General features: G+C 55.0%; 14 protein-coding genes. 8 read left to right on the top strand and 6 right to left on the bottom strand.

Going from position 1 to position 13776, the window contains the following annotated elements:
• Nucleotides 1-7: 7 nt before the first annotated feature.
• From xdhC to guaD, 4 genes are read right to left on the bottom strand one after another with little or no spacing between them, the layout of a single operon-like run.
• On the bottom strand, nt 8-781 hold the full coding sequence (gene xdhC, locus FVB43_RS20315) for a xanthine dehydrogenase accessory protein XdhC (protein WP_133845111.1): 774 nt from the start codon (nt 779-781) through the stop codon (nt 8-10).
• The gene (xdhB, locus tag FVB43_RS20310; RefSeq protein ID WP_167864628.1) at nt 774-3137 is read right to left on the bottom strand and encodes a xanthine dehydrogenase molybdopterin binding subunit; all 2364 of its coding nucleotides are present in this window, start codon (nt 3135-3137) and stop codon (nt 774-776) included. The genes xdhC and xdhB overlap by 8 nt, the downstream gene beginning before the upstream one ends.
• Nucleotides 3127-4569: a xanthine dehydrogenase small subunit gene (gene xdhA, locus FVB43_RS20305; RefSeq protein WP_167864627.1), complete on the bottom strand. Its 1443-nt coding sequence runs from the start codon at nt 4567-4569 to the stop codon at nt 3127-3129. Before xdhA ends, xdhB begins: the two co-directional genes overlap by 11 nt.
• Complete coding sequence (gene guaD / locus FVB43_RS20300) at nt 4566-5897, bottom strand: guanine deaminase (RefSeq protein WP_167864626.1); 1332 nt, start codon at nt 5895-5897, stop codon at nt 4566-4568. Before guaD ends, xdhA begins: the two co-directional genes overlap by 4 nt.
• Nucleotides 5898-6489: 592 nt before the next feature.
• On the opposite strand from guaD, the gene FVB43_RS20295 reads away from it, so the two are divergent.
• From FVB43_RS20295 to ydfG, 4 genes are all read left to right on the top strand, one after another.
• Complete coding sequence (locus FVB43_RS20295) at nt 6490-6972, top strand: Hcp family type VI secretion system effector (protein WP_133845118.1); 483 nt, start codon at nt 6490-6492, stop codon at nt 6970-6972.
• Between the two features lie 114 nt (nt 6973-7086).
• On the top strand, nt 7087-7788 hold the full coding sequence (locus tag FVB43_RS20290; RefSeq protein WP_167864625.1) for a hypothetical protein: 702 nt from the start codon (nt 7087-7089) through the stop codon (nt 7786-7788).
• Nucleotides 7785-8213 carry a hypothetical protein gene (locus tag FVB43_RS20285; RefSeq protein WP_133845122.1) on the top strand — a complete coding sequence of 143 codons (429 nt, stop codon included), beginning with the start codon at nt 7785-7787 and terminating at the stop codon, nt 8211-8213. The genes FVB43_RS20290 and FVB43_RS20285 overlap by 4 nt, the downstream gene beginning before the upstream one ends.
• A 162-nt stretch (nt 8214-8375) precedes the next feature.
• Nucleotides 8376-9122 (top strand): bifunctional NADP-dependent 3-hydroxy acid dehydrogenase/3-hydroxypropionate dehydrogenase YdfG, encoded by a 747-nt coding sequence (gene ydfG, locus FVB43_RS20280; protein ID WP_133845124.1) that lies wholly within the window; start codon nt 8376-8378, stop codon nt 9120-9122.
• Nucleotides 9123-9144: 22 nt separating this feature from the next.
• On the opposite strand, the gene FVB43_RS20275 is transcribed toward ydfG, so the two are convergent.
• Nucleotides 9145-9471, bottom strand: a complete 327-nt coding sequence (locus tag FVB43_RS20275) for a YnfA family protein (RefSeq protein WP_133845126.1) — start codon at nt 9469-9471, stop codon at nt 9145-9147.
• A gap of 132 nt (nt 9472-9603) precedes the next feature.
• Between FVB43_RS20275 and FVB43_RS20270 the strand changes: the two genes are divergently transcribed.
• Nucleotides 9604-9951, top strand: a complete 348-nt coding sequence (locus FVB43_RS20270) for a DUF1283 family protein (RefSeq protein ID WP_133845451.1) — start codon at nt 9604-9606, stop codon at nt 9949-9951.
• Between the two features lie 50 nt (nt 9952-10001).
• The gene (locus tag FVB43_RS20265; protein WP_374760119.1) at nt 10002-10301 is read left to right on the top strand and encodes a DUF1161 domain-containing protein; all 300 of its coding nucleotides are present in this window, start codon (nt 10002-10004) and stop codon (nt 10299-10301) included.
• A 42-nt stretch (nt 10302-10343) separates the two neighbouring features.
• Here FVB43_RS20265 and FVB43_RS20260 read toward each other — a convergent pair whose 3' ends face one another.
• Nucleotides 10344-11801 carry an MDR family MFS transporter gene (locus FVB43_RS20260; protein ID WP_167864624.1) on the bottom strand — a complete coding sequence of 486 codons (1458 nt, stop codon included), beginning with the start codon at nt 11799-11801 and terminating at the stop codon, nt 10344-10346.
• A 312-nt stretch (nt 11802-12113) separates the two neighbouring features.
• On the opposite strand from FVB43_RS20260, the gene FVB43_RS20255 reads away from it, so the two are divergent.
• The gene (locus FVB43_RS20255; RefSeq protein ID WP_133845130.1) at nt 12114-12827 is read left to right on the top strand and encodes an ABC transporter permease; all 714 of its coding nucleotides are present in this window, start codon (nt 12114-12116) and stop codon (nt 12825-12827) included.
• A 17-nt stretch (nt 12828-12844) separates the two neighbouring features.
• Entirely contained in the window at nt 12845-13768 is a 924-nt protein-coding gene (locus FVB43_RS20250) for a glycine betaine ABC transporter substrate-binding protein (protein WP_167864623.1), read from the top strand.
• The last annotated feature ends 8 nt before the right edge of the window (nt 13769-13776 follow it).

Below are 13776 nucleotides of genomic sequence, written 5' to 3'. Positions count from 1 at the left end.
CGCAAAATCATTCCCGTCGTTGATAGCAGGCAATAATCTCCGCCGCCACGGCCACCGCGATTTCCGCAGGGAGTTTACCTTTCACATCCGGCAAGCCAATCGGGCAGCGCAGACGATTGAGCTGGTCACGGCTGAAGCCTTTGCCCTCCAGCCGATAGTCAAAGCGCTGGCGTTTGGTGTCTGAGCCGATCATGCCGAAATAAGCGACATCATCACGGCGGAGGATCGCTTCACAGAGTTCAAGATCGCGTGGATGATGATGGGTCATCACCACGTAGTAGCTGCCCGCAGGCATACGTTTTACCTGCTCTGTCGGGTCTTCAAGGCAGCAAACGGTGACGCCGGGTGGCACCTGGGTAAACTGTTCCGCCCGTTCATCCACCCAGTGAACGTGACAGGGTAACGTTGCCAGTAACGTCACCAGTGCCTGACCAACATGCCCGGCACCGAAGACCGCTATCTGCGGCTGCGCCTGGATCAGCGGTTCGAACAGCACGCTGCTGATGCCGCCACAGCACTGCCCAAGACGCGCCCCGAGGTTAAACTGCTCGTAGCGCGCCTGCGTCTGCCCGGCAAGCAGCATCTCGCGTGCAATGGCAACCGACTGAAACTCAAGATGGCCGCCGCCGATGGTCAGCCAGGTTTTATCGGCGGTCACCACCATTTTACTGCCGCGATCGCGTGGGACAGACCCTTTATCATCCAGTACCGTCAGCAGCACACAGGGCTCTGCACGATCGCGCAGGTTTGCCAGAACAGTAATCCAGTCATCGCTACGCATCTTCACCTCCTGAACGCTGTTTCTCCGCGCCCCAGAACACGCGCTCTGGCGTGGCGGGTGCATCCAGCAGCGGATGCTGGCGGTAGCCGCCCACGCTGGACACCGCATCCTGCAAGGCGCACCAGACGGCGATCCCCAGCATAAACGGCGGTTCTCCCACCGCTTTAGAATGGAACACGGTGTCCTGCGGATTTTTGCGATTTTCGACCAGCGTCACCCGCAGATCGTGCGGCACGTCGCCAATCGCAGGAATTTTGTAGCTGGCCGGGCCATCGGTCAGCAGACGACCTTTGTCGTTCCACACCAGCTCTTCGCTGGTCAGCCAGCCCATACCCTGTACGAAACCGCCCTCTACCTGACCGATATCAATGGCCGGGTTCAGCGAAGCCCCCACGTCATGCAGAATATCGGCACGCAGCAGGCGGTATTCCCCGGTCAGGCTGTCGATCAGCACTTCGGCACAGGCCGCGCCATAGGCAAAGTAATAAAACGGCTGCCCCCGCCCGGCCAGGCGGTTGTAGTGGATGCCCGGCACACGGTAGTAGCCGGTGGCAGAAAGCGGAACCTGATTCAGCCATGCCAGTTGGGCGACATCGGCAAAGGTAAAGTATTTATCGCCGACGTGAACAATGCCGTTGCTGAACGTTACCTGTTCTGCGCGACAGTCATGCAGCTTACACAGCATGCTGACCAGTCTTTCACGCAGGATTTCAGCCGCATTCTGCGCCGCCTTACCGTTAAGGTCTGTGCCGCTGGAGGCCGCCGTGGGCGAGGTGTTAGGCACTTTCCCGGTATCGGTAGCGGTGATCTGAATGCTGTTAATATCGATTTGCAGCACCTCAGCGACAATCTGCGCCACTTTGGTGTTCAGCCCCTGGCCCATTTCGGTGCCGCCATGATTCAACTGTACCGTACCATCGGTGTAAATCAGGATCAGTGCTCCCGCCTGGTTGAGAAAGCTGGAAGTAAAGGAGATGCCAAACTTCACGGGTGTCAGGGCCAGGCCGCGTTTCATCACCGGGCTGGCAGCATTAAAGGCGGTGATCTGCGCACGGCGTGCGGCATAGTCCGCGCTCTGTTCCAGCTGTGCGGTGACCTCATCCAGCAGATTATCCTCGACCGTCTGATAATAGTGGGTGACGTTGCGCGTCTGTTTGCCGTAGTAGTTACGTTTGCGCACCTCCAGCGGGTCAAGGCCCAGCTCACGGGCGATATGATCCATGATCTGCTCAATCGCCACCATGCCCTGCGGGCCGCCAAAACCGCGATAGGCGGTATTGGACGCGGTGTTCGTGCGGCAGCGGTAGCCGGTGATCAGCACATCACCGAGATAGTAGGCGTTGTCGGCGTGGAACATGGCGCGATCGACGATCGAACCGGACAGATCCAGCGAGTAGCCACAGTTCCCCGCCAGGTCGATCTTCACCCCGCTGAAACGCCCGTCAGCCTCCACACCCACGTCATAACGCACGAAAAACGGATGCCGTTTTCCGGTCGTCAGCATATCGTCACGCCGCGACAGCCGCATTTTGGCAGGCCTCCCGCTCAGACGTGCCGCCAGCGCACAGAGGCAGGCGACGCCTGCTGCCTGCGTTTCTTTACCGCCGAAACCGCCTCCCATGCGGCGCATATCGATGGTCACTTTATTCATCGTCAGCCCCATCACCGATGCCACCAGCTTCTGCACTTCGGTGGGGTTCTGGGTAGAGGAGTAAACCTGCAACGCGCGATCTTCGCCCGGCACCACCAGCGCCACCTGGGTTTCCAGATAGAAATGCTCCTGGCCGCCAATATGAAACTCGCCCTTCAGGCGATGGGGTGCCTTCTCCAGCGCTGCATCAGCATCCCCGCGCTGGTGGATATGCGGTTGCTGGACAAAACTGCCCTGCTCCAGCGCCTGCTTCACGTCCAGCAACGGGGTCAGCGGCTGATATTCAATCACCGCCAGCGCGGCCGCCTGACGCGCCGCCTGCTCACTTTCTGCGGCCACCACCAACACCATCTGCCCGACGTATTCCACGATCGCTTTCGCCATCAACGGATCGCCCGGCTCCAGCGGGCCAATATCCAGCTCACCGGGAACGTTTTCCCAGGTCAGCACCTGCACCACGCCGGGTACGCGGTAGCACGGTTCAACGTCGATGCTGAGAATACGCGCATGGGCATGTTCGCTAAGGCGCGGAGAGAGATGCAACATGCCCGGCAGTTCCAGACGGTCGTCAATGTAGAGGGCTTCTCCGGCGACATGCATCGCTGCGCTGTCATGTCGCGTGCTTTTACCCACGCCCCCCGCATTGTGTTGTTGAAACTGGCGGGCCAGCGCGTCCGGGCTTAACGCCGGGGGTTTATAAGACATAGTCTGATACCTCCGTCACGGTCAGTTCGCCACTCAGCGTGGCGTGATAACGCCGCAGCAGGTTTTTCGCCAGTTGCAGGCGATACTCAGCGCTGGCGCGGAAATCGCTCAGCGGCTGAAAATCCTGTTCCAGTGCACGACAGGCGCTTTCTACCGCGGTCGTCGTCAGCATTTGTCCCAGTAATTGTTGCTCACAGTGATGGGCACGGCGTGGTGTTTCGGCCATCCCGCCAAACGCGATGCGCACGCTGCTGATGCGGCCCGCGTCATCCGTCGCCAGCGTGAAGGCGGCAAACACAGCGGAAATATCATCCTCCCGCCGTTTAGACACTTTCCAGGCGCGGAAATGCTGCGCGATCATGGCCCGTGGTATCACCACAGCGCGGATAAATTCGCCCTCGCGCAGCGCCGTTTTACGGTAACTGAGGAAGAAGTCGTCTAACGGCAGACGACGCTGGCTGCCGCCCTGTTGCAAAATCAGCGATGCATCCAGCGCCAGCAACATAGGCGGCATATCGCCAATCGGGGAGGCGTTGCCAATATTCCCCCCCAGCGTGCCGAGGTTGCGGATCTGCTGCGAGGCAAAACGCGCCAGAATCTGCGTCAGCGCGGGGATACCCTCCTCCAGCCATTGCCAGCAGTCGCTCAGGGACGTCCCGGCGCCCAGCACCATCTCATCGTCACTGAGCGTGCAGTGCTTCAGCTCATCGATCTGATCAAGGGCGACCAACAGCGGTAACGCTTCGCCGCGCTGGGTCACCTGCAGCGCCAGGTCAGTTCCCCCGGCCAGCAGTTTCGCCTGCGGATGGGCAAGCAGCGCATCGGACAGCTGCTTCACTGTTTTCGGCAGCAGGCAGCGGTTGCCCCGGTGGTTAATTTCCTGCATCTCCGGGGTTTGCAGCGTCAGCAACTGCGCCACAGTCGCCGCTTCCTGCCGATCAAAGCTGTCCTGCTGTGCCAGCGCGCAGGCCTGGCGGGCGGCATCGACAATCGGACGGTAGCCGGTGCAGCGGCAAAGATTGCCGGCCAGCGCCTGTTCGATCTGCTGGTGATGACCGCCGCCATTTTTTTGCAGGGTGAAAATCGACATCACAAAGCCCGGCGTGCAGAAACCACACTGTGAAGCATGGCAGTCCACCATCGCCTGCTGTACGCCATGCAGGCCCTCCGGCTGGCGGAGATCTTCCACGCTGATCAGCTGTTTTCCCTGTAAATGGCTGACAAACGTCAGACAGCTGTTCACCGTCTGATAGCGCATTTTCCCTTGATCCACATGGCCCAGCGTGACGGTGCAGGCACCGCAATCCCCGGAGGCACACCCCTCTTTGGTGCCGCAACGCCGGTGGTTCTGGCGCAGGTAGTTCAGGATCGTGGTATTGGGGTCAAGGTCCTGCTCACTGACCAGGCGCTGGTTAAGTAAAAACTGGATCATGCGGCCTGCTCCTTCTCTTCACGCTGCCAGACGCAGCGACCATTGACCCAGGTGGCGGCGATATTGCGATCGTCACCCAGCGTCATCAGTACAAACAGTTTCTCCCAGATATCACGGCTGTTGGCGTGGCGCATCTGTTGCAGCGGGGAGACTGCCGGATCGAGGATCACAAAATCGGCCTCTTTACCCGGCATAAAGTTGCCAATGCGGTCATCGAGATCCAGCGCTTTCGCCCCGCCCAGCGTGGCATGGTAGAAGGCTTCACAGGCTGAAAGTGTATAGCGCTGGAGCTGCCCCACTTTGTAAGCTTCTCCCATTGTTTGCAGCATGTTAAAGGTCGTGCCCGCGCCGACATCCGTACCAATGCCCATCTTCACCCGTTTGTGCCAGCAGGTTTTCAGGTCAAACAGGCCGCTGCCCAGGAACAGATTGGAGGTCGGGCAGAATGCGACGGCGGAATCGGTGTGGTGGAGGCAGTCCCATTCGTGTCGGTCCAGATGCAGGCAGTGCGCAAACAGACTGCGCTTCCCGGTCAACTGATACTGGTGATACACATCCAGGTAGCCGTTATGCTGCGGGAAAAGTGTTTTTACCCAGGCGATCTCCTGCGGGTTTTCGCTGAGGTGCGTGTGTACCCATGTATCCGGGAACTCATGACGCAGCTGCTGCACTTTCGCCAGCAGTTCGGGCGATGAGGTCGGGGCAAAGCGCGGTGTCAGGGCATAGCTCAGGCGCCCTTTATTATGCCAGCGCTCAATCAGTTCACGGGTCTGTTGGTAGCTCTGCTCCGGCGTCTCCATCAGCGCATCCGGACCATTACGATCCATCATCACTTTGCCCGCAATCAGCCGCATTTCGAGGGCCGATGCCGCGGTAAACAGCGCATCCACCGACTGCGGATGGACGGTGCCAAACACCAGAGCAGTGGTGGTACCGTTACTCAGCAGCTGTTGCAGGAAAAATGCCGACATGCGTGCCGCATGCTGCGGACAGTGATACTGGCTTTCAACCGGGAACGTGTACTGATTTAGCCACTCCAGCAGCTGTTCACCAAATGCGCCGATCATTTCGGTTTGCGGGTAGTGGATATGCGTATCGATAAAACCCGGAACAATTAACCGACCACGGCAGTCCAGCAGATCCACCTCCGGCGTCAGCCGGTGCTGCCCCTCTTCCCAGTCTGACAACCCGACGATAACGCCCTGATTGAGCAACAGCAGCCCGTCGGCAATATAGCGAGCGGCCTCCGGCAACTGCTGCGGATGGTCCACCGTGTGGCTGATATCAAAAAAACTGGCGCGGATAGCCTGGGTTGCATTCTGAGACATAACAATTCCTTTCATTAAGCGGCCTGCTCATGGTGCGTCATGGCGGGCTGGCAGATGAAAGCAATAATGCAAGAGTTATGCCATGAAAGAACTCCTGTTAATTAACATTAAAAAACAATTAGTTATATATTTTAATTGCACGTTATCTTCTCTTTTTCGGAAAATGCCCACGCAATCGGTTGCCTGAAAAGCAACCGATTGCTTACCCAGCTTTTATCCGGTTTTACCTCATCATCCTGATGGCGTTGCACCGCGCTAACGCAGAATCTCCCGCCGTTGCGCGCTGACGGTGCAATATGCCTTGTGACAATTTTTATAGAAACACAGAGATATACCGGCCTGGACAAATAACAACAAAAGATAACCAAAAACATCTATATAATTTCATGGGCAGAAGAATTATTATATCAACCTGATATTAAAAACTAATTTTAAAAAAATAATAATAAAAAACACTTTCATTTAAAAATTACTGGCTTTATTTAAGAAATATCCTTTGTGCTTTTAATATGTAATTCAATGTTTATGTCCACTTCCCATAATTCCCTTTTTAAGGTAATGTCCACATAATATATAACTAAGGGAGAACGATATGAGTACGGACATTTTCTTAAAAATTGATGGTGTCACAGGGGAGTCAAGAGATGCCCGCCATCAGGGATGGATACAGATAGAATCATTCAGCTGGGGTGCTACGCAACCATCTGGCATGGAAACAGGAAGCGGCGGAGGCTCCGGGAAAGTCATATATCGTGATTTAACGGTGAATGCGTTTATCGATAAAGCAACATCTGGTCTTGTGCGCTATGTATCGAATGGGAAACATATTAATTCGGTACAGCTTTCTTCATGTAAGGCTGGTGGCGAACAACTAGAATTTTTTAGGATAACACTAAAGCAGGTTATGGTAACGGATGTAATATTTAATGGTGCATCGGAACAGGATTTATTTGGCGTCACCTATTGCTTCAGAGCAGCAGAGGTCAGTAATCATTATTTTGAGCAAACACAGGAAGGTTCCCGTGGCGCTGAATTCTCGTCAGGATGGAATATCAAAGAAAACAGAGAGATATAACCCTGATTGTCAGATTTAACCAATGCCATCCCTGCTAAGCGTAAGCCTGGAGCCCAGACTTGCTATGCCGTAATAATTAAATTGTATTTTTTAACAGAAAGGGAATTTTGAGGAATGAGTACACGGAATGAAATCATTGATGGCTCACAAGCGGCAAGTGCCAGAGGTGGCCTGATCTACACGGAAGTGCTGGGCTGGATTGATCTTGGTCATGCGAGAGGAGATGACATCAGAATATTGATGAGCAAATTCGACGCTGGTGAAGCAATGAGTGCAAGTCGCTACGATGCCACCTATGCCCAGTTTATGGTATCTCCGTACCGGATAATTCGGGTAGGAAAGTTTATCAAATGGCGTATACGAAAGGGACGTCCTTATCAAGAACGCAAAAGCATCGCACTCGCTATGATGATGACAATGGCGCGAAAGTTTGAAGCATTTCAGGGTTCATTTCCTAACAATATGGTGACTGACAGTGGATTTAGTGGAGAAGACCTGGTGTCAGACTTGCTGGGCTTTTACCGTGTTGTTTCCGTTCAGAATCCTTTCGCAATGCTGCGTCCAGTCAGCAAAGCAGAGGCACTGAAAAGATGGGATTATTACGGAAAAATCGGTTCCTGGAAAAATGAAACCTTCCGACCATTATTATTCCCGAACCCAGAGCGATTCCCAAACGCTAAACCACGCTTAGGCCAGTTGCCTAATTTCATGCAGGCCATAAAACCCTACAATGACTGGAAATCAGGAAACGTTGCTATTGCAACCATGGATGGCTCTTTCATACAAGATGGCAAGAGGAAGGATTTAATTGTATGAAAAGCTCACTTAAAGCAACACTGTTCATTATCGTTGTGATAGCAGGCGTGTTTTTTTACTGCTGGCCAACGATAAAAATAGAGCTGGCGGGTAGCGCACACTACACTGAACAAGATAAGCGGGAATATGAATTTTACACCCCGGACATCCTGAAAAAAATACCAAGAATATCTGACCGCTATGAGTTTGATTTTTATAACGTGGCGGGTCCCGGATCACTTGTCTATTCGGTTACGTTTTACAATACAATTGATGCCAGTAGGGTTAACGCTTATCTGGCATCTCTTGGCTACACTAAGCAAAATTTCTGTTCAGTGGAGGGATATTGCTGGAAAGGCAGTGATCCTGCTGAAACTGTCACTGTTAGTTCAGTTTCAAAAATTAATGTGGTGATGGTGCAAGTCGATAACTCACCACAGTTCTGATCATGCATAGAAGCAGCCAGGGGGTGCGTGAAATTTGTGCAGTTTTTATTGCCAGGGGGTGTTATCCATTCTTTCTCATTCATCATAACAATTCGCTTCTTATCACCTCGGCCATCAGATGGTAAGGTGATAAAAATCCAAAATGTGTTGAGGAACAGTGAGATGATCGTATTTGTTACCGGCGCCACCGCCGGTTTTGGTCAAAGCATTACCCGCCGCTTTATCGCCCAGGGCCATAAAGTCATTGCGACCGGTCGCCGTCAGGAGCGTCTCGACGCCCTACAACAGGAGTTTGGTGAGAGTATTTATACGCTGGTACTGGATGTGCGCGACCGCGCGGGCATTGATGCCGCCATCGCCAGCCTGCCTGCTGAGTGGCGCAACATTGATATTCTGGTCAACAACGCCGGGCTGGCGCTCGGTATTGAGCCTGCGCAGCGTGCCAGCCTGGAAGACTGGGAAGATATGATCGACACCAACAATAAAGGGCTGGTGTACATGACGCGCGCCCTGCTGCCCGCGATGGTAGAACGTAATGTTGGCCACATTATCAACATCGGTTCAATCGCCGGAAGCTGGCCTTATCCCGGTGGGAATGTTTACGGTGCCACCAAAGCCTTTGTACGCCAGTTCAGCTTCAACCTGCGTACCGACCTGCACGGCACGGCGTTACGCGTGACCGATATCGAACCCGGTCTGGTCGGCGGCACCGAGTTTTCCAACGTGCGTTTCAAAGGTGATGACACCCGTGCGGGCAGCGTGTACGACGGTACTGAACCGCTGACGCCGGAAGATGTGACCGAAGCCGTCTGGTGGGTTGCCACCCTGCCGAAGCATGTCAATATCAGCGCGCTGGAGATGATGCCGGTGGGTCAGAGCCAGGCGGGCCTGCGCGTGCACAAGGCGTAATCAACGCTGTTCGGGCCTGCCTTCAGGCCCGTCCCCATCCTGCTACGATAATCAACATTCCGCAGAACGCCACGGCGGCACCCACCCAGTCATAGGTGCTCAGTTTTACCCCATCGACAATACGCAACCACAACAGCGCCGTGACCACATAAACCCCGCCGTAAGCCGCGTAAACACGCCCGCTGGCTGCCGGATGCAGCGTGAGCAACCAAACGAACACCATCAGGCTGACGCCCGCAGGCAGCAACAGCCAGGCAGACGCATTTTTCTTCAGCCACAACCAGGGTAGGAAACAGCCGATGATTTCGGCTAATGCCGTGGCAAAAAATAGCAGTGTCGTGGTCAGCACGTTTTCTTTTCTCTCTCAATGGTAAACGGCAGTGTCAGGCAGACTGGTGAGGGCCTGAAAGCTGGTGATATACTACATGACATGACCTGTTCAGTCGCCGTTGCCGTGGCTGCCCATATAAAGGAACCGATGATGAATACCCTGAAAAGCCGTCTGACAAAAGCCACTGTCCCACTGCTGCTGCTGACCGCGTTGTTTTCTGTTCAGCACAGCGCTCAGGCGCGTACTGACCGTCTGATTATTTCAGAAGGCGATAATGCCCTCACGACCGAGCAGGCACGCGAACAGAAAGAGCAGTGGGATGCGACCCGTAGCCTGCGTAACAAGGTGAACACCCGCGTGGAGAAAGAGTTTGATAAAACTGACCGTGCGTTTGATACCCGTGACGGTTGCGAACATAGCCTGAATGTGAATGCCTATTGGGAACCCAATACGCTGCGTTGCCTCGACCGTCGCACCGGCCGTCCGGTTGCGCCATAAGTGGATTTAACTGCTATAGTTAGCGGGATTTTCACACAGATAAGGATGAAATGATGAAAGGGTTTAAGTGGATGTTAACCGGGCTGATTGTTGCGATGCCACTCGCTGTTCAGGCGTCGTGCGAAACGGTCAAAGCCGATATTAATCAGAAAATCATTAACAATGGCGTGCCGGCTTCCGGTTTTACGCTTGATATTGTCCCTAACGACCAGGCCGATCAGGCTGCAGGACAGGTTGTCGGGCATTGCGAAAATGACACACAGAAAATTGTCTACAAACGCACGGGCAACGATGGTGACAGCAGTGTTCCCGCCAGTGCAGGCACCTCTCAGGATGCCCCTGCGCAGTAGTCTTCTTTAGGGCGATCCTTCCAGGGCCGCCCTGCCTTACCGCTAGTGTGGCTTCTCTGCCGGCACAAAGCGCGCAATCACCAGGCTCATTACCGCAATCACCGTCGATACCGCAAACACCCAGTGCAGCGAATGCGCAATTTCACTCAACATCACCTCCAGACTGGGGGCATCAATCTGCTGTCGCTGAGCGTGTGACATCACCTGCTGTACCGGATCATTATCGCCAGGCAAACGCAGCAGTAAATTGTAATTCAGTACCGCACCCATTAACGCTGTTCCCAGTGCCGATCCCAGCATACGGCTGAACATAATCGAGGCAGTGCAAATGCCCCGGATGGCAAAGTCGGCCGTGTTCTGGACCGCGATCAGGAAAGTGGTGCTGGTCATGCCCATGCCGGTGCCAATGACAAAAGCAAACAGCCCGGCGTGCCATACCGGGCTTTCCCGGTACAGCGTCAGTAACAATGCGGTGCCGGCGATCAGCAAGGCGGAACCCAGCAGCGCGGTAAACCGGTACGAGGTACGCTGCATCAGACGCCCGCTGAGCGTACTGGCCAGCGGCCAGCCGATCGACATCATCGCCAGTGCGCTGCCCGCCTGAAGTGGCGTTCCGCCATTGACGCCCTGGATCCAGGTGGGCAGAAACGCACTGATCCCCATCATCGCCGCACCAATCAGCAGATTTCCCGCGTTACCCGCCAGCAGTGTGCGACTGCGCCAGATCGCCAGTGGAAACAGCGGTTCGCTGGCCCGACGCTCATGCCGCAGTAGCGCGGTACCCGCCAGCACGGCCAGGACCAGTAGTGCAACAACAAACAGGGTGCCAAGTGCTTCTGCCTGCAGCAGGGCCACCAGCAATGCACTGACGGTCAGCATCAGCCAGGCGCTGCCTGCCAGATTGAGCCGATGCGGGCTACGTTCCTTCGACTCAGGGAAAAACCGCGCCAGCAACAGCATCGACACAATGCCAATGGGGACATTGACCCAGAAGATCAACGCCCAGTTAAAGTGCTGCACCAGCCAGGCCCCGGTCAGCGGCCCGACAATCGCCGCGATGCCCCACACGCTCGACAGCCAACCCTGCACGCCCGCGCGCTCTTTCGGCGGATAGACATCGGCAATAATCGTCGAGGTCAGCGGCATAATCGCCCCGGCCCCCAGCCCCTGGAAGGCGCGGAACAGGATCAACCAGCCCATATTGGTGGCGAACCCACATAACACCGACCCGATGAGGAACAGCCCGGTGCCGATAAAAAACATCCGCTTTCTGCCCCAGAGATCTGCCAGACGACCGTAGATCGGCACGCTGACCGCCTGAGTGAGCAGGTAGATTGAAAACACCCAGCCAAACTGAGAGAAGCCCCCCAGCTCGGCAATAATCGTTGGCATGGCGGTGGCCACAATCGTGACTTCAATGGCTGCCATAAACATCGCCAGCATTGAAGCGATAAGCACCCAGTGACGGTGTGTCACTTGTGTCGCAGTCTGTTCCGTCATATATCCCCTTTCTGTCGTACGTCCTGAAAGTGTGCATGATATTCCACACAACAGTTTTCGGATTGTGCTCTATGCCGTCTGTGACGGTGTCACTTAACATCGATGAATTTTTTTCATCGACGATTTTCCCAGCGCTATCAACGGCTGACGCCTGTTTTGCCGAAAAAGTATCCTGCTGATTTTCGGCCAGAAATTTGGCAAATCTGCCGTTACGCTGCTATAGCTTTGAAAGCAAGTTTACCGGGCAAAGTGATAATCGCCCATGAGATAAACACTTTTAATGCTTATTTGCCCCCCAGGGAGAACACTGATATGCCACATTCCACGCTGTTACGGCGTGCCTTACTGGCGACGCTGTTTGTCGCTGCGATCATCGCCCTGCTGGTCTGGGGGCTGGGGATTGAGACCATTAAGGCGAAACGCGTCGATCTGATCTACCTCGGGCAACAACACATGACGCTGGTGTTCTGGTCTATGCTGTTTGCCCTGTTAATCGGTATTCCCAGCGGTATCATTCTCAGCCGTCCCGGCGCCCGTCGCTGGGCCGAGTATGTGATGCAGATTTTTAACGTCGGTAATACGTTACCCCCGCTGGCGGTACTGGCGCTGGCAATGGTGGTGATCGGCATTGGCGATCGCCCGGCGATCATCGCGCTGTTCCTGGCCTCACTGCTGCCCATCGTGCGCAACACCTATTCCGGCTTGTGTTCAGTGCCGGACTCCCTGCTTGAGGCTGCCAATGGCATCGGCATGACCAAAGGTCAGCGCCTGCGTCAGGTGGAAATTCCGAACGCTATGCCGGTGATGCTGTCCGGCATCCGCGTGGCAATGGCCATCAACGTTGGCACCGCCCCACTGGCGTTTTTGATTGGGGCCAGTAGCTACGGCGAGCTGATTTTTCCCGGTATTTACCTCAATGATTTCCCGACGTTGATCCTGGGTGCTGCGGCAACTGCGCTGTTTGCCCTGATCCTCGATCTGTTGCTGGCCGGCCTTGGCCGTCTCCTCAGCCCACACACTGCCTGAAGAATAAGGAACGGATGATGGCTGATGCTACTGTACTGACCCGCTGGCTGCGTGCAGCCGCCCTCGCCCTTGCTGCCTCGATGACACTGAGCAGCATGGCAACGGCAGCCCCGATTGTGATGACCACCAAAAGCTTTACCGAGCAGCATATTTTGTCTGCGCTGACCACGCAGTATCTGCGCAAACAGGGCTTTGAGATCGAACCCAAAACCAATATCGCCACGGTAATTGGTCGTAATGCGATGATCAATAAGCAGGTTGATATGACCTGGGAATACACCGGGACCTCACTGATTATCTTCAACCATATCACGCAGCGGATGTCACCCGATGAGACCTGGCAGACGGTGAAAAAACTGGATGCGAAGCTGGGTCTGGTATGGCTTAACCCGGCACCGATGAACAATACCTATGCTTTTGCCATGTCGGCCAAACGGGCCGAAGCCGAGCATATTGAGACGATTTCACAGATGGTGGCGAAGCTGGAGCACGTGCGTCAAACCGACCCGGATAACAACTGGATGCTGGGACTGGATCTGGAATTCGCCGGGCGCTCAGATGGCCTGAAACCGTTGCAAAAAGCCTACAACATGCCGCTGGATCGTCCGCAGATCCGCCAGATGGATCCGGGGCTGCTGTATAACGCCATTCGCGACGGTTTTGTCGATGCCGGGCTGGTGTACACCACCGATGGCCGCGTAAAAGGCTTCGACCTGAAAGTACTGAAAGATGATAAAGGATTTTTCCCCAGCTACGCCGTAACGCCCGTGGTCACGGCAAAAGCGCTGAAGGACCATCCGGGCCTGGATGCCGCACTGAATAAGCTGTCGCCGTTAATCACCGATGAGGCGATTACTGAAATGAACAAACGTGTGGATATCGATCATCAGTCGCCGCAACAGGTGGCACATGATTTCCTGACATCCCATAACATGCTTTAAGGAGGCCT

The sequence above is a fragment of the Erwinia rhapontici genome (assembly GCF_012271765.1).
GTDB lineage: Bacteria > Pseudomonadota > Gammaproteobacteria > Enterobacterales > Enterobacteriaceae > Erwinia > Erwinia rhapontici.
Note: the sequence above shows the minus strand (reverse complement) of the source record. Positions and strands in the feature narration are given on the sequence as shown.

Bases quoted from the DNA above. Each gene is read 5' to 3' on its own strand.
- xdhC (WP_133845111.1), bottom strand. From the start codon at position 781: ATGCGTAGCGATGACTGGATTACTGTTCTGGCAAACCTGCGCGATCGT.
- xdhB (WP_167864628.1), bottom strand. From the start codon at position 3,137: ATGTCTTATAAACCCCCGGCGTTAAGCCCGGACGCGCTGGCCCGCCAG.
- xdhA (WP_167864627.1), bottom strand. From the start codon at position 4,569: ATGATCCAGTTTTTACTTAACCAGCGCCTGGTCAGTGAGCAGGACCTT.
- guaD (WP_167864626.1), bottom strand. From the start codon at position 5,897: ATGTCTCAGAATGCAACCCAGGCTATCCGCGCCAGTTTTTTTGATATC.
- FVB43_RS20295 (WP_133845118.1), top strand. From the start codon at position 6,490: ATGAGTACGGACATTTTCTTAAAAATTGATGGTGTCACAGGGGAGTCA.
- FVB43_RS20290 (WP_167864625.1), top strand. From the start codon at position 7,087: ATGAGTACACGGAATGAAATCATTGATGGCTCACAAGCGGCAAGTGCC.
- FVB43_RS20285 (WP_133845122.1), top strand. From the start codon at position 7,785: ATGAAAAGCTCACTTAAAGCAACACTGTTCATTATCGTTGTGATAGCA.
- ydfG (WP_133845124.1), top strand. From the start codon at position 8,376: ATGATCGTATTTGTTACCGGCGCCACCGCCGGTTTTGGTCAAAGCATT.
- FVB43_RS20270 (WP_133845451.1), top strand. From the start codon at position 9,604: ATGAATACCCTGAAAAGCCGTCTGACAAAAGCCACTGTCCCACTGCTG.
- FVB43_RS20265 (WP_374760119.1), top strand. From the start codon at position 10,002: ATGATGAAAGGGTTTAAGTGGATGTTAACCGGGCTGATTGTTGCGATG.
- FVB43_RS20260 (WP_167864624.1), bottom strand. From the start codon at position 11,801: ATGACGGAACAGACTGCGACACAAGTGACACACCGTCACTGGGTGCTT.
- FVB43_RS20255 (WP_133845130.1), top strand. From the start codon at position 12,114: ATGCCACATTCCACGCTGTTACGGCGTGCCTTACTGGCGACGCTGTTT.
- FVB43_RS20250 (WP_167864623.1), top strand. From the start codon at position 12,845: ATGGCTGATGCTACTGTACTGACCCGCTGGCTGCGTGCAGCCGCCCTC.